Raw genomic sequence first — 15748 nt, 5'->3', positions numbered from 1 at the left:
GCCTTGGTGAGCCGTTACCTCACCAACTAGCTAATGCGACGCGGGTCCATCTCATAGCGGATTACTCCTTTAATTGCTATGCCATGCGGCACTACAATCTTATGCGGTATTAATCTTCCTTTCGAAAGGCTATTCCCCTCTATGAGGCAGGTTACCCACGTGTTACTCCCCCGTCCGCCGCTAATCCGTTCCCGAAGGAACTTCATCGCTCGACTTGCATGTGTTAAGCACGCCGCCAGCGTTCGTCCTGAGCCAGGATCAAACTCTCAATAAAAAGTTTAATCTTAGCTTACTCAAATAAAAATTGCTGGTTTACTTAAATGTATTTATATTATTCTGTTCAATTTTCAAAGACCAATTTTCTCTCTTACAACTACTGTTGTAATGTTTTGTTGTTATCTGTCGTTTCTGACAGCTTACTCAGTATATCATCGCTTTCAGACTTTGTCAACAACCTTTTCCAAAAACTTTTTCAGCATTTTTCTTGGATGCTTTATTAGCTTTAAGTTATTGAATTTTATACTCTTTAGCAACGAGTTAAATCATACCATCACCGTTCAATATTGTCAACACTTTGCAAAAAACTCGCAATCTTACATTGCAAATATTTTGTAAACTTGAGTGTTTCCTTTTTATATCTCTTAGCGACGTGTTTTATCTTAACATCTCTAACTTACTTACATTTTAAATTATTTCCTAATTTTATAAGATTATTCATACTTTTCACTAATATACTTTGTTATTCTAATTTTTATTTATATTGATACACTAGCACCAGTTGTTATACACATAAATTAACTACATTAAAATTTATATCATGCAAGCCATTTTCATGAATTCTGTAACAAATAATAACTATGGTCACAAACGTAATTGCTTAGCCAGCTTTAAAAATCAATATCTATTGAGATTGTATTTCTATAAATTATATTTGAACAACTTAGATTCTGCTACTATAACTTAGACTTGAAATTTGTTTTAATCCAGTACTAATTAATATTAATATAACAAACCACGCAGTTATTGTAAGAATTCCTTGAACGATAGGAAGATTACTATTATTACTTATTGGCATATCCCAAATTGCATGCAGTGCAACTGCAATAATAAAATATTTAAGAAATTTCATATTCGTTATATATTTAAATTTCAACCTATTATCTTCCTTCACCATAACTAAAGCAGCTCCATACATTGCTGCCCAAACAATATGGCCTCCAAATGCCAAAATTCCTCTTGTATATATTATCCTCATCATTACAGGTATTTGAAATCCATAAGCAAAAGCATATCCAGCCGTTTCAAAAACTGCAAACCCAGCGCCCACTGCTGCACCTAGTAACAGTCCATTTAAGATATATTTTTCCTTACTCCCTTTTAAAAAATATGCAACTACAATGAATTTTGCGGACTCCTCAATAATCGCTATAGTTATTGCTCCAAAGTAATCTACATTCCTAACATAAACTACTCTACTTAAAATCATTGTTATTAATAAAGAAAAAACACCACCAAAAAAGAATATTTTAACTACATCAAATATATTAATATTTCTTGGGGCATTTACTTCCCAAAAAAAAATAAGTAGTGAAAAGGGAATTATTAAAGCACCTATAAATATAATACCTGGATAAGCTAGTATATTTTCAAAAATTCTTAACAACGCCACTAATCCAGCAAAAGTTATTGCAAATAGAAAAAATACTCTTGAAAATAGCCAAGGTTTAGGCCACTTTGAACATATCTCTCCTTCCTTAGGGGATGTCTTCGCTGTTCCGCAAATAAATGTATTTTCTCTCTCTTCTGGTGTATGCTTTTTAAATACATTAACGACCAAATCTCTTAATTTTAATTCTACTTTACCACTTCCTCCAGCCATTTTGTTTAACTCGCTCAAAAAGCTATCATTTCCATTATTAGTTTCTTCTTTAGCCCTCATATAATTTTCATCGCTATCAAGATCGAATCCACATGAACTGCAAGACTTTGAATTATCAGCAGTTTTTTTCTTGCATTTTGGGCACTCCTTAGTGTTTTTTTCCATATATTTATCCTCCTTTAGTCTAGTTGTGACTATTTTCCCCAATACTTTTTTTGTAATTCAAATTTTCTAATTACATGTCCAACTTTCCCCCTAAGAGAGTATAAAAATAATTTCTGCATTTTTTCACATGAACTAAATATCATAAATAAAACAATTCATTTTTTACAGAATTAATTCTTAACGTATTCATAAATTTCTCTATATATAAAACTTCAATTATTTCTAATGTATAGATTTTTCGTTATTTCCTTCGCATGTAACTATTTTTTCAATAATTTCTCGCTCTACAAGATCTATATTAGTCTTTCCTATATACCCAAATTTACATTTATTAAGTTTAATAAAATCCATAGCTCTATGAAACGTTGAATGATTCATATATTTGGTATAAAAAAATATATAATCAGCTGTATTTAAAATCCTTATATCAAAATTTTCGTTGAAACCATTTAGCATTCTTATTTCTGGATATTTTATCCTAAATCGTCTTCTCCATTCCTTATCTCCACCAATTATAATAATTTTTTTACTTATAGTATATTTCTCTAATTTTTTGTTAGAATCCAAGCTTTCATGATTAATATCTGAATTCAACTCATATTCTCTTAAACATTCTAACTCTAATCTTAAAATCTTTTCCTCATTTAGTTTGTTCTCAAGAATTCTAATTCGATCTTCCCTTTTCTTTATTTCTAATTTATACGTATTGTCTAACTCACTTAATTCAGACTTCATCCTCTTTTCATGCATTAATTTTTCCCTGTTAAAATGATCAAGTTTATTTTTTAATCTAATGTTTTCTTTTTTTGCTTCAATCATCTGTTCTTCTAACATGCTTAATTTATAGCTAAATAGCTCCTCGGTATTATTAAAATATAAGTTTCTCGCCTTCTTGTACTCATTAATAAGTGACTGTATAAATATTCCACTAACAATACCAAATGAAATTATATCTAAGTCTTCATTTTTTGAGTTCCTCACATAGGGTAATATAATTTTCTCGATGCAAATAAATTGCGAGTCTTCAAACATGCTCTCTATATTAATCCCATTTATTATAAGCAAATATTCTAAAATTTCGCCTAATTTTCTAATATCTTTATTATTGTGTCTTAAAATATCTTTAAAATTATATATTTTGCCAAACTCTTGCTTTATTAGCACTTTAACTTCCTGTATTCTATTCTTATAATTTTTAAGTTCAACCTCAGTATTTTGATTTATAAGATTCTTAGATTCAAAATCTTCTATATCGTTTAAAATAGAAATTATGAAACCTTGATCTACTATTTCTGGTGAAATATAAATAGCAAAATATAGATATACTACCGCATCAAATCTTGCTTCCATATTTCTAGTTAGTAAATCCATTTTCATGTACCTATTTTTCAATATTTTTTTATCCTGCTTCTTTACAGCATTATATATAATGGGATAATACTTTCTGAGGGCTTTAATAATTTTGCCTCTTAGTATACTATCTGTTTCTCCTTCTATAAGTATCCCCACAATCCTACGTGAATATATTTCTTGTTCAATATTTGCTTGTTTTATAGCAATATAGTTTATACAAGTATCATTTAAAGCCGCATTATAATATTTTAACATATCCTCACAATATATTTTATCAATATCTTTTTTCATTTCTTTGCTTCTAGTTAGACTTATACTTATATTAGCAAGTATATAATTTCTTATAATGTTACTATCAATATTCAAATGTTCAGAAATAATTTTTGAAAAAGAACTTACATTTATCTTTCTATTATTACGTACTTCAATATCCCCCAAAATTTTTCCTCCTTGCATTTAATACTGAATGTATAATCTAAATTCTAATATCCACCATAATTATTTATTACCACAACATAATCATTTTTCCCAATCTTTGAAAACTGAAAATTAAGGTTCAATTTTGTTAAGTCCTCTTCTAGCCAATTTGGAATATGGCTACAAACTATTATTAACTCATTAAAAATTTTTTTATTTAGAACTGGTCGCAAAGCTTGCTTAGACGTAATTCCTATATTATCTTTCTGCAAATTCTTGAGATTTAAGATATAACGCCCACATTCTCCATTCCCTAATGAGATAATAAATTGTCCATTATCACTTATATCTGAATGCTTTATAAACTTACTTACTTTCTTTTCCTCTTTTTCTTGTTCTAATATATATTCCAAAAAATATATTGGATTTCCATCCATTTTCCACAAACTCAATCCCATTTTATCTAAGGTAGCATGCACTAAATCCGAAAATTTCTTAGCAACAAAAACTCTGCATTTCCCTAGGTCCTGCACAATATTTAAAACTTCTAAGTAACTCTCTTCGCTATCCTTGATACAATAAAATTTAAACGCTAGTTCTCTAATCACTCTCCATTCAGTTCCCCGCTTTTCAAAAACCTTAATAGATTTAGCTTTCTTATCTTCAGTAACCTCTCCAAAATTATCTACACAAACTGCAATTTCATTAACCATAAATACCTCCTGTTTATATCTTAATTTCTGCAAATTATTTTGTAATAAATTTTATTTCAATGACAAAAGAAATTGATATTTTTAACTAATAAAAATAAAAAAGTCTAATTCATATACTTTTTTAGTATAAAAATTAGACTTCATAGCCATTTTGAAAGAATTAATTTATCTTTATTTTTTACAGCTTTGATTTTAAGCAGCTGTTTAATAACATTATTATATATTTAAAAATTATATTTTTCAATAAACTTTTATTCCTAATGATTATAGATAAGTTATAGAACTCTTATATTTTTAAAATTTATATACAGCTTAACTCCACATATTTTGAATATAAGCTTCCTGGAATTATTTCCTGGTATATATCCTTTAATCCTGAATAAATTGCTAAATCTTCAAGATCAACATTACATAAACACATAATGCAATAATCTATATCAAATAATTTACAATAAATATCTGTCATTCTCATCCCATTTCTTTTATAAAATTCAATTCTTCTTTTCCGAATCAGTTTCTCACTTTCATCAGGTCCACACTCTACTCTTTCTACTTCTACTATAATTCCATCATAATTTATAAAATAATCCTTTAGCATATTTAAAAATTCACTTCCAATTCCCTCTTCTCTATGTTCTTTACATACTGCATAGTAATCAATTAACAAATATGATTTTGAGGTAGCTAACAATGCGTATGCCATAAGTTCTTTATTATTGTACAATCCTAAACATATGTAATTCTTTCTTTTATTAAGTTTCTGTATTACATCAAGAGGTTTTAATTCTTCAGATGGAAAATCTTTTATCATATGTTTATTATAGATACTTTCAATATCTTCATCATTTAATTCTTTTAGATTCATTTTCATTCATCCTATCATTATATTATTTTCTCAAATTATTATCTTATTTTCTCAAAATTATTTCTTTAATTATAGCATATTTTTTATTTTCAAATTTTTACTATATAAAAAATAATTATAATTATGTATGTTGCAATTAAATTTTTATATACACTGATATTCTTAATTATCTAGGTCACTATAATTTTAGCTTTAAATCTAATATTGCAATATGTATAATAGTCATATCTAATATGTACCACTTATGGTAATATGTAATTATTTCAGAAAAGGATGGTGTTATTATGAAAACCGGAATTGAATTGATAAAAGATATTGATGAATGTATTTTAGAAAAAGGAAGTGTTGCCTTCTGGTGGGTTGGACAGCTAGGATATATTATTAAGGTGGCTGAAACTACTATTTATTTAGATGTATTTCTATCCGATTGGCCTAATAGAAATATTCCTCCACTATTAAAACCACAGGAAATTGTAAATGCAGATTTTATAATTGGCACTCATGATCATCCTGACCATATTGACAGAGACGTATGGCATCAATTATCTATTAGTTCACCAAATGCAAAGTTTATAGTACCACAACTTCTCATTGATAACCTTTCAGATAGCCTAAAAATCGCTAAAAATCGTTTTATAGGTCTCGATGATGGATTATCTATATTAGATAAAGGTTTAAAAATATCTGCCATTCCTTCTGCTCATGAGTTCTTAGATCAGGATTCATCTGGGCGCTATCCATACTTAGGTTATATAATTGAGGGAAACGGATGTACTATATACCATTCTGGTGATACATGTATGTATGATGGTATTCATTCAAAATTGAAGCAATGGGATAACTTTGAAATTATGTTTCTACCTATTAATGGGCGCGATGCGAAAAGATATAGCGAAAATTTAATAGGAAATATAACTTATCAAGAAGCAGTTGATTTAGCTGGAACTATTAAGCCTAATTGGGTCGTTCCCGGACACTATGAAATGTTTGATGATAATAGTGAAAATCCTATATTATTCTATGATTATCTTAATGCAAAATATCCTGGAATTAAGTGTTGGATTGGAGATCATGGTGAGATGGTTAAAATATGTAAAGCAAATAAATAAACAAACAACCTCACTAAATTTCTAAATCAATAATGAAACAATTAGTATATACCCCAACAATTATAATTCACTAATTGCTGGGGTATAATTTTTGTCATATAAAACCTATTTAATCTATTGTAAATCCAATAAACGTCCTTATTACTTGATACTTAATCTTAAACAATAATATTAACAGGTTCGTTCTTAATAAAAGCTTCGATATTATTTGCTAATAAATTTATAAGCCTTTGCCTAGACTCAAAACATTTCCAACCTATGTGTGGAGTAAGAATGACATTTTCCATATTAAAAAGTGGATTATTTAATTCTGGAGGTTCTGGATCTTGAACATCAAGTGCAGCACCTGCAATCTTTTTATTCTTTAAAGCTTCAATTAAATCTGTTTCCTTTATAATGGCTCCTCTAGATGTGTTTATAATAAATGATGACGGTTTCATAAAATCTAATCTAGACTTATCAATAAGATACTTTGTTTCTGTGGTAAGTGGACAATGTATTGTAACAAAATCACTTTCTTTTAGAAGTTCTTCGAGGCTGACAAATTTAATATTTGAATCTCCTAAATCTTTATAACTTCTACTGTATACAAGTATTTTCATTCCCAATGCTTTAGCTACATTCATGACTTGTATTCCTATAGATCCAGCACCTATAATACCAAGTGTTTTATTTTGTATTTCTATGTGGGGAACTTGAAGGCATTTAGTAAAATTACTGTAATTCTTATTTTCAATCATTCTTTGCTGCTGCGTTAATGACGAACTTAAATTTAGAATAAATGTAATTACTAGTTGCGCAACCGCTTCGCTGCTATATCCTGGTACATTGCATACAGATATACCTTTTTCTTTTGCTGCTATGATATCAATATTATTATACCCAGTACCAGCCTCACAAATTAATTTAACACTAGATGGAAATTTTTCTATTAGCTCCTTGCTAATTGTAAGTTCTTTTGTGATTACAATGTTTTGTTCTTTTACTCTTTCTAAGATTTGATCACTACTGCTATCTTCATATTTAGTTACCTTCCCCAAATTGTCTAGAGATAAGAAATCAAGTTGTTCATCGAAATTTATTCTGCTTGCATTAAGAAACACAATATTATTCATTTTATCCTCCTCCTATTTCTCTTTTTCACTTTATTACAGAATGAAAATATTATTAAGGTAATATCACTCTACAATATTATAACATTTTCAATGTTAAATTCATCCTATTAATTAAAATTTAATGATATTTCGAATTTCCTAAAATGTGAATATTTTTCTGTATTCTTTATTTCAAAAATTAGCATAAATATTTCGATAAATCCATTCAATCTCAAGTTTTATTATCTATGAAATTTTAATAATAAAAAACATGTTCATAGGGAAATATACTTTTGGAGGTGATCATTATGCAAATAAAAGATGTAATGTCAAAAGATATAGTGAGTTTAAATTCAGAAGATTCCATTGAAAGAGCTGCTCAAATGATGAGACAATTTGACGTGGGTGCAATACCTATTTGTGATAACTCAAACAAATTAGTTGGAATGATTACAGATAGAGATATTGCTTTGGATTGTGTAGCATCAGGTGCAAATGCAGACCAACAAAAGATATGTGATTATATGACTTCAAATCCTGTTACAGGAAGTCCTGATATGGATGTTCACGATGCAGTAAGACTAATGAGCAGGCATCAAATAAGAAGATTGCCTATCGTGGAAAACAACAGCGTTGTCGGTATCGTCTCTCTTGGTGATATTTCACAAGAACCAAATCTCCAAGATAATGCTGAAGTCGCCCTTAAAAATATTTCAGAGCCTGGAACAAACAATCATATATAGCTGTTATATTGGTAACTACTAGTATAATTATGCTATTCTTTTAATTGTAAAGATAAAAAACAATTTCATGACATAAACATCATGAAATTGTTTTTTCTAAGTTTAATATTCAATATTCTCAAAATTAATTCTTATCAATATCTAATATTGTTTGCAATAAAACATTTGCGCCTTTTAAGCAGTTTTCAAGTGGTGTAAATTCTTTTTCGCAATGACTATGTCCCTTTTCACTTGGAACAAAAATCATTGTAGTTGGAATAATGTCTGTAATAAATTGTGCATCATGTCCAGGACCACTATACATTCTTTTTGTTGAGTATCCAAATTCTTTCGCATTCTTTTCAACATAATCTACAAACTCAGGATAAAAACGAACTGTACTTCTTGACCAAGCTTTTTCATAACTTGTTTCGCATTTTTCAACCATTTTAGGAATAGCCTTAATTATTTCAAGAACCTTATTAATTACTTCTGGATCTTGATGTCTTGCATCTAAAGTAAATTTAACATGATCAGGAATAACTGTATGGATATTGGGATGAGCTGAGATCTTTCCTGTTGTGTATACTAGCTTACTATCAAGCCTGTCAAGTTCATCATGAAGATATTGAATAGTTTTTACAGCCGCATATAGAGCATCTTTTCTATATTTCATTGGAGTTGTTCCAGCATGATCTGCTTGGCCTGTAAATGTAAATTCATAATTTATCATTCCGCAAACACCTTCAACTACTCCTATATCAATTTTTTCATCTTCTAAAACAGGTCCTTGTTCCACATGTAATTCAACTAGTGCCCTGTATTTTTCTGGACTCATTCGATTTTCTATTTTTCCCATATATCCACTGGCTTCTAATGCTTCCTTAAATGTAATCCCTTCTGTATCCTTGGATGCTAACATAACATCTTTATCAAATTTTCCTGTAATAACACCTGATGACATCATTGCTGGTTCAAAGCGTGCCCCTTCTTCATTAGTCCATATAACAACCGTGATTGGATGTTTATGAGGTATTTTTTCAGTTACTATAGTTTCTGCAACTTCTAATCCAGTAAGAACTCCCAAAATACCATCATAATTACCACCTTGTTTAACTGAATCAGCATGAGATCCCATTATAATAGCAGGTAATTTTTCCTCTCCTGGAATAGTTGCATATATGTTCGCCATATCATCGGTTTTTATCTCCATACCAAGTGCTTTGCATCTTTTACAAAATTCCTCTCTTGCTTCTAAAGCAGCAGGTGATAAAGACAACCTTGTGATTCCTCCTTTACCTGTATCTCCGAATTTACTAAATGTTGTGATTTTGTCTTGAAGCCTTTCTTTATTACAAGTTAACATATGAATATCCCCCTTTAAATTCAATATTGAAATTATTTTTTCACTCTCTTTCCTGGTTCTACAGCTCTCGCAGGACATACAGTACTGCATAATTGACATCCTACACATTTATCTACTAACAAAATTGGCATTCTTGTATTTATGTCCACCTTAATTGCTTGATGCCCGCCATCATAACATGATAAGTAACATCGTCCACATCCTATGCACTTTTGCCTATCAAACCTTGGATAACAAATACTGTCTCTATCAAGTTTATCTGTTGGCACAATATTAGGTAAAGCACTACCAACAATTTCAGATATATTTTTATAGCCTTGTGAACTTAAGTACAATTTCATCCCATTAATTAAATCATCGATAATTCTATAGCCATATTGCATTACAGACGTTGTTATTTGCAAATTTTCACATCCTAAGGCCATAAATTCAGCTGCATCTTTCCATGTTTCGATACCGCCCATCCCACTTATTGGCGCATCTTTTAGTTCTTCACAAGCTTTCATATCATGAATAAAGCGTAAAGCAATTGGTTTTACTGCTTTTCCTGAGTATCCTCCTACACTAGTCTTACCTTCAACATTAGGTTCCGATTCAAAGTTTTCTAGGTTTAGATTCATAATACTCTTAATTGTATTAATTGCTGCAATACCTGTTGCTCCTGCCTCCATTGCAGCCATTGCTGGTATTTCCATATTTCCAATATTAGGTGTCATCTTTGCAAGTATAGGTAAATTTGTTCCCTTTCTAGTAGCTTTAGTATATAGTGCTACCAAATCTGGATTTTGTCCAACATCTGAACCTACGCCTTTACTTGTCATATGCGGGCATGAGAAATTACATTCAATAATGTCTGCTCCTGCCTCTGTCATTAGCTTGGCCAATTTAGTCCATTCTTCTTCGTTTTGCCCCATGATTGATGCAACAATAATTTTGCTTGGATAGTCTTTTTTCAATCTTTTTAAAAATTCTATATTCTCTTCCAATGTGTGATCCGAAATCTGCTCTATATTTTTAAAACCAACAAATGGAACATTTTCTTTACTTAAAGCAGTAAACCTTGGTGAAACCTCCTTTGGTACAAACATGCCAATAGTCTTAAATGCTACCCCTGCCCAGCCCATTTCAAATGCTTTAGCTACCATTTCGTAATTACTTCCAACTACTGATGATGAAAGGAAAAATGGATTTTCACACTTCACCCCACAGAAGTCTATTTCTAAATCAACTTCATTTTCTTTAACTCTAGATTCAGTTGATATTGCTTTCATAACTTTGTCAATTGGTACTGATTCATTAATTTTTCCTTTTAAGCAAGCCTCCTTACATGGCTTTTCTTCACATGTGTCACAAGGAAGTAGATTGGGCAGTTTATTTACTGCCCCAGCCTTATTTTCAAACCTTAAAGAACGGATAATAGTATCCACTTCAATGGAGTGGGGACAAGCTTTGCGACAAGGTGCTTCATCACACAACAAACACCCTGACACATATTCATTTGTTGAAATATCTTTATAAAATAAACTACTCATTTCCATTCCTCCTAAATTATCGCTTATCTGATGTTTAGCCACTATAACTCTCATTATTCTTAATCTGTAGATAACAGTATCATAATCCTAGATAACTTGAACTACAGTCCAGGCACTAAATATCACCTAAGCCAAGTTCCTATTTACTTTCTTCCTACTCGTTTCACAAATTGTCCAAATCCTGCTTTTCCAACGAATTCACCATTATCATAAACTAAATTCCCACGCACATAGGTTTGAACTGGATATCCATGAAGAGTTTTTCCTTCCCAAATTGTATGATCATAATCTGAATGCATATTCTCTACCGAAATTGTGAAGTCTTTATTTGGATCATAAATTACAATGTCTGCATCCTTTCCAACTGTTAGAGAACCTTTTTCTGTACATCCAAATATTTTAGCTGGATTAAATGAACATAATTCTACAGCTCTATTAAAAGTTATTTTTCCTTCATTTGCTGCTGAAAGCATATATGGATATAAATTTTCTACGCCTGCACACCCATTTGGAATCTTCGTAAAATCATCTTTCCCCCAGTCATTTTCATGGCTTTGGAATGGGCAGTGGTCTGTAGCTACAGTATCAATATCTCCCGATTTAATAGCTTTCCAAAGTGCATCTTGACTTTCTTGCCCTTTCATTGGTGGTGAACATACAAAGTTTCTGCCATCTTCTCTTTTATAAACATCGCACGTAAATTCCAAATATTGTGGACATGTTTCAACATATATATCATGACCTTCTCTTTTGGCTTCAATAGCTGCTTCTAATCCTTCCTTATCTGCCATATGAACTAAATATAGTGGCGCTCCTATAGATTTAGCTAAATGAACTGCTCTTTTATCTGCCTCAGCTTCAACAAATTCTGGTCTGCTTAAGTAGTGATACCATGCTGAAGTTTTTCCTTCTTTTAAGAAGTTTTCAATATTTAAATCAATCAAATCTGGATTTTCAGCATGGATGTTTGTCATGGCCCCAGTTTCTTTAGCCTTTAACATTATTTTCACTAAAGTCGCATCATCTACCATCATGCCTTCTTTTTTATAAACTAAGAAACATTTAAAACTAGGTACTCCATATTCAACTGCATCTTCAAATTCATCTAAGATAGTTCCTTCATTTAAATCAGTTATGATACAATGAAATGCATAATCTACGCACGCCTCTGGATCACACATTTCTTTTCTGGTTTCAATAGTTTCAATTATTCCGTTGCCTTTTCTTTGCATTGGATAATCAAATACTGTTGTAACACCTCCGCAAGCAGCTGCCCGTGTTCCGGCAAGATAGCTGTCAGCTGAAACAGTCCCTCCAAACGGCATAGCTAAATGAGTATGTGCGTCTATGGCCCCTGGTAATATTAACTTACCTTTAGCATCTACAATACTTGCACCTTCTTCTGAAAAACCTGTTCCAATCGCTACAATCTTTCCATCTTTTACAGCAAGGTCAGCTGCATAAGATTCTAATGGTGTTACAATAGTTCCATTCTTAATAATTAAATCCATAAGTATTCTCCTCCCATTTATATATATCCTTAATATCTAAATAACTAATTTAGTTAATAATTTTCTCTTTCATACTTCTGCTTTTTGTTGTACTTTTGACTTAAGCCTATTAATGTATTTGGATTTTTAACAAATTATTTCTTTTGTGATAAATTACTTTCTTAAATAAAATTTTTGTTATATAAACTTTAAGATGATTCTGTGTGGATTTAACCACACATGAATCAATTTTTATCATATTATTTTGTTGCTTCTTCCCAATACTTTGAAGTGAATGTTGTATCGTCTATCACTGGAGTTTTAGCTAAATCTTTATTATAAAGTTTTAAGAAATCCCCCGTTTGCTTAATTGCATTCATATCGATTTGTCCAATTTTTGAAGTATCAAATCCTTGAGGTGCAACAAGTTTAGCAACTTCTTTCGCCATATAAACTTGGTGATCTAAAGAAACTGATTTGTCTACATCATAAACTGTTTTTCCTGCTGCTTCAGGATCTTGAACAGCGTCTTTCCAACCTTTTATAGATGCTTTTAAGAAACGAACTAATAAATCTTTATTCTTGCCTGCCCATTCAGAGTTTACAAATAAACAATCTTCCATCATTGCAACACTTTCATTGTTCATATCAATTACATTTAAATCCGCTTTCTTCATGCCGCCTTCAAGTAATAAACCAAATTCGTTATAAGTCATTGCTGATGCTGCATCAACTGATCCTTCTTTCAATTGATCCATTGTAAAGTCTTGTTGTACAAGTTTTAGGTCTTTTTCTTTATCTAAATTGTATTTTGAAAGTAGTGCAAGAAGTTCATATTCATTACCGCCAAACCAGTTACCTACTTTCTTACCAGCTAAATCTTTTGGCGAATTAATACCTTTTTCTTTTTTAGATACTAATAACATACCTGATTTTTGAAATACTTGAGCGATTTCTTGCAAATCATACCCTTGAGCTTGGTAAGTCATTAAACTTGAAACCCAAGTTACCCCTATATTGGCTACGCCATTATAAACATTTTGCTCTGGAATAATGTCACTTCCTCCTGGAAGAATTTGAATATCTATTCCTTCATTTTTATAGTAACCTTTTGCTGCTGCTACGTAATATCCCATAAATTGTGATTGCGGAAGCCACTTTAATTGAAGTGTTACTTTTTCTAACTCCCCATCCTTCTTTGTAGTATCCTCTGATTTAGTTGCATCTTTCGCTGTTGTTTCTGATGTTTTTGATCCACATCCTATAAGCATTGTCCCCATCATTAATACAGCTAACCCTAAAGCTAATAACTTCTTTTTCATAATAAATTCCTCCTTATTAAATAAATATTATTTACCTGTTATCCGCCATTTATATACTTTTTCACCAGTCCAAAATATATAGATGACCTTTATAAAATTTCAAGTTTCCCAATAAATTCAACAATAAATTGTTTTAAACCAAATTTTCCATTATAAAATCAATGTTATCTTTGTGATGCATGCCATTTTATGGTTCTGTGTTCTATTAATAAAATAATTAAGTATAAAATAATCCCAACTAATGCTGCCATTACTATATAAGACCACCCCATGGCCATCATTCCTTTTCTTAGATTATCTTTAATTCCAAAGCCAATACCTGAAGTTGATGCTGCAAAATATTCGCTTATCATAGCTGCCATTATTGCTGCTGCCACATTAATTTTTAATGCAGTTAAAACACTCGGAAGACAATTAGGTAAACGAAGTTTGAAAAATATAACTTTTTCCGAGGCTGCATATGACTCCAATAAATCTTTTGCAAATGGTTTTAAATCGTTTAATCCTCGGTAGGAGTTAATTGCCATAGCTGCCATACATACAACCGTTACAACACCAACTTTTTGTGCAAAACCGCTAGTAAACCAACGATTCATAATAGGAGATAGTGCAACGATTGGAATTGCATTAAATGCAGCTATTACACTAAGTCCTGTATATCCCCACTTCGGAAACTGCGTAGCTATTACTGCAACAATGAATCCAATTATGCATCCTAAAGCAAGTCCTACTAATGCTCCAGAAACAGTAATCATCGTGTCAATTACTGTTTTAGAAAAATTATCACTTAAAGTTTTGATAATTTGTGATGGCACTGGCAATTGAAAGGGCTTAAAACCTAATGCATCATGAATGATACCAACTTGCCAGGCGATTATTATTAATAATCCAAAACTCAAAGGCCATAAAATATTTTTAATTTTTTCATTCATAAAATCCCCTCCCTATGTAATTTGTTTTCTCCAAGGCATACAAATTTTTTCAAATAGTATTACTATAAAATAGCTCAAAATACCCATTAAAGCACTGGTAACCACTGATCCCCAGAATACATCTTTTGTTCCTGAGTATAATGAGTATAAAAGTTTTACTCCAATCCCACCACTTGAACCTAACATGTCAACTAAGATAGATGCTGTTATCGACATTGGTGCCGCTATTTTTAAACCAGCAAATAAATATGGCATTGAATACGGAATCATAAGCTTATAGTAAATACTTTTCTTTTTTGCAGCATATGAGTATAACAATTCTTTTTTATCGCTTTCTACACTATTTAATCCACTAAGCATATTGACTGAAACTGGGAAAAATGTGATATATGCTGCAATTACTATCCGTGAAGTATTCATATCTCTAACTAAGGTGAAAATTATAGGAGCTAACCCTAGAACAGGTATCATTTGTGAAACTATTAAATAAGGCAATGATATTTTTTCTGCTATTTTCGATAAACTCATAATTATTGCTAGAATAAATCCTATTGCTGCTCCAAGTGCAAATCCAAATACAGCTCTTGAAAAAGTAAGTCCAGCTGCACTCATTAGATCAGTGAAGTTTTCTGCTATTGATATAATGACACTATGTGGATAAGGCAGTTTTGCTCCAGCCATTGGATCATGCATCACCTGTTCTAGAAAGAAAGCTACTAATTCCCAAGCTATAAAAATTCCAATAGCCCAAACCAAATTAACTTTATATTTTTCTTTCCTGCTTATCAT

The 15748-nt window shown here is 31.0% G+C and carries 13 protein-coding genes and 1 rRNA gene; 2 read left to right on the top strand and 12 right to left on the bottom strand.

Translation table 11 applies throughout. The features are described 5' to 3' along the window. The 5 genes from T483_RS0114245 to T483_RS0114225 form a co-directional block, all read right to left on the bottom strand. Positions 1-274, bottom strand: a 16S ribosomal RNA gene (locus T483_RS0114245); the annotation flags it as partial. Positions 275-940: 666 nt separating this feature from the next. Beyond that, positions 941-2044, bottom strand: a complete 1104-nt coding sequence (locus tag T483_RS0114240; protein ID WP_026887473.1) for a PrsW family intramembrane metalloprotease — start codon at positions 2042-2044, stop codon at positions 941-943. A 222-nt stretch (positions 2045-2266) separates the two neighbouring features. Continuing rightward, on the bottom strand, positions 2267-3835 hold the full coding sequence (locus tag T483_RS0114235) for a hypothetical protein (protein ID WP_026887472.1): 1569 nt from the start codon (positions 3833-3835) through the stop codon (positions 2267-2269). Positions 3836-3879: 44 nt separating this feature from the next. After that, entirely contained in the window at positions 3880-4527 is a 648-nt protein-coding gene (locus tag T483_RS0114230; RefSeq protein ID WP_026887471.1) for a Fe-only nitrogenase accessory AnfO family protein, read from the bottom strand. A gap of 301 nt (positions 4528-4828) precedes the next feature. Beyond that, positions 4829-5392: a GNAT family N-acetyltransferase gene (locus T483_RS0114225; RefSeq protein ID WP_026887470.1), complete on the bottom strand. Its 564-nt coding sequence runs from the start codon at positions 5390-5392 to the stop codon at positions 4829-4831. Between the two features lie 284 nt (positions 5393-5676). On the opposite strand from T483_RS0114225, the gene T483_RS0114220 reads away from it, so the two are divergent. Then, entirely contained in the window at positions 5677-6501 is an 825-nt protein-coding gene (locus tag T483_RS0114220; protein WP_026887469.1) for an MBL fold metallo-hydrolase, read from the top strand. Positions 6502-6659: 158 nt separating this feature from the next. Here the strand turns inward: T483_RS0114220 and T483_RS0114215 are convergent, their stop codons facing one another. Further along, entirely contained in the window at positions 6660-7616 is a 957-nt protein-coding gene (locus T483_RS0114215) for an NAD(P)-dependent oxidoreductase (protein ID WP_026887468.1), read from the bottom strand. Positions 7617-7903: 287 nt separating this feature from the next. Between T483_RS0114215 and T483_RS0114210 the strand changes: the two genes are divergently transcribed. After that, positions 7904-8338, top strand: a complete 435-nt coding sequence (locus T483_RS0114210; RefSeq protein ID WP_026887467.1) for a CBS domain-containing protein — start codon at positions 7904-7906, stop codon at positions 8336-8338. A gap of 124 nt (positions 8339-8462) precedes the next feature. Here T483_RS0114210 and T483_RS0114205 read toward each other — a convergent pair whose 3' ends face one another. The 6 genes from T483_RS0114205 to T483_RS0114180 all read right to left on the bottom strand — a co-directional run bounded on the left by T483_RS0114205 (position 8463) and on the right by T483_RS0114180 (position 15748). Then, entirely contained in the window at positions 8463-9683 is a 1221-nt protein-coding gene (locus T483_RS0114205) for a Zn-dependent hydrolase (RefSeq protein ID WP_026887466.1), read from the bottom strand. Between the two features lie 32 nt (positions 9684-9715). Then, positions 9716-11215: an NAD-dependent dihydropyrimidine dehydrogenase subunit PreA gene (gene preA, locus T483_RS0114200; protein WP_026887465.1), complete on the bottom strand. Its 1500-nt coding sequence runs from the start codon at positions 11213-11215 to the stop codon at positions 9716-9718. A 143-nt stretch (positions 11216-11358) separates the two neighbouring features. After that, a complete protein-coding gene (gene hydA, locus T483_RS0114195) occupies positions 11359-12726 on the bottom strand; it encodes a dihydropyrimidinase (protein WP_026887464.1) in 1368 nt (455 codons plus the stop codon). Between the two features lie 239 nt (positions 12727-12965). Further along, entirely contained in the window at positions 12966-14027 is a 1062-nt protein-coding gene (locus T483_RS0114190; RefSeq protein ID WP_026887463.1) for an ABC transporter substrate-binding protein, read from the bottom strand. Positions 14028-14191: 164 nt separating this feature from the next. Beyond that, positions 14192-14959, bottom strand: a complete 768-nt coding sequence (locus T483_RS0114185) for an ABC transporter permease (protein ID WP_026887462.1) — start codon at positions 14957-14959, stop codon at positions 14192-14194. 12 nt (positions 14960-14971) lie between these two features. After that, positions 14972-15748 (bottom strand): ABC transporter permease, encoded by a 777-nt coding sequence (locus T483_RS0114180; protein WP_026887461.1) that lies wholly within the window; start codon positions 15746-15748, stop codon positions 14972-14974.

Source organism: Clostridium beijerinckii HUN142 (assembly GCF_000621745.1).
GTDB lineage: Bacteria > Bacillota > Clostridia > Clostridiales > Clostridiaceae > Clostridium > Clostridium beijerinckii_A.
The sequence above is the reverse complement of the archived record's forward strand: the minus strand, read 5'-3'. Positions and strand labels throughout refer to the sequence as shown.

Excerpts from the sequence above, each read along its gene's own strand:
- T483_RS0114240 (WP_026887473.1), bottom strand. The coding sequence starts at position 2,044 with ATGGAAAAAAACACTAAGGAGTGCCCAAAATGCAAGAAAAAAACTGCT.
- T483_RS0114230 (WP_026887471.1), bottom strand. The coding sequence starts at position 4,527 with ATGGTTAATGAAATTGCAGTTTGTGTAGATAATTTTGGAGAGGTTACT.
- T483_RS0114225 (WP_026887470.1), bottom strand. The coding sequence starts at position 5,392 with ATGAATCTAAAAGAATTAAATGATGAAGATATTGAAAGTATCTATAAT.
- T483_RS0114220 (WP_026887469.1), top strand. The coding sequence starts at position 5,677 with ATGAAAACCGGAATTGAATTGATAAAAGATATTGATGAATGTATTTTA.
- T483_RS0114215 (WP_026887468.1), bottom strand. The coding sequence starts at position 7,616 with ATGAATAATATTGTGTTTCTTAATGCAAGCAGAATAAATTTCGATGAA.
- T483_RS0114210 (WP_026887467.1), top strand. The coding sequence starts at position 7,904 with ATGCAAATAAAAGATGTAATGTCAAAAGATATAGTGAGTTTAAATTCA.
- T483_RS0114205 (WP_026887466.1), bottom strand. The coding sequence starts at position 9,683 with ATGTTAACTTGTAATAAAGAAAGGCTTCAAGACAAAATCACAACATTT.
- preA (WP_026887465.1), bottom strand. The coding sequence starts at position 11,215 with ATGAGTAGTTTATTTTATAAAGATATTTCAACAAATGAATATGTGTCA.
- hydA (WP_026887464.1), bottom strand. The coding sequence starts at position 12,726 with ATGGATTTAATTATTAAGAATGGAACTATTGTAACACCATTAGAATCT.
- T483_RS0114190 (WP_026887463.1), bottom strand. The coding sequence starts at position 14,027 with ATGAAAAAGAAGTTATTAGCTTTAGGGTTAGCTGTATTAATGATGGGG.
- T483_RS0114185 (WP_026887462.1), bottom strand. The coding sequence starts at position 14,959 with ATGAATGAAAAAATTAAAAATATTTTATGGCCTTTGAGTTTTGGATTA.
- T483_RS0114180 (WP_026887461.1), bottom strand. The coding sequence starts at position 15,748 with ATGATAAGCAGGAAAGAAAAATATAAAGTTAATTTGGTTTGGGCTATT.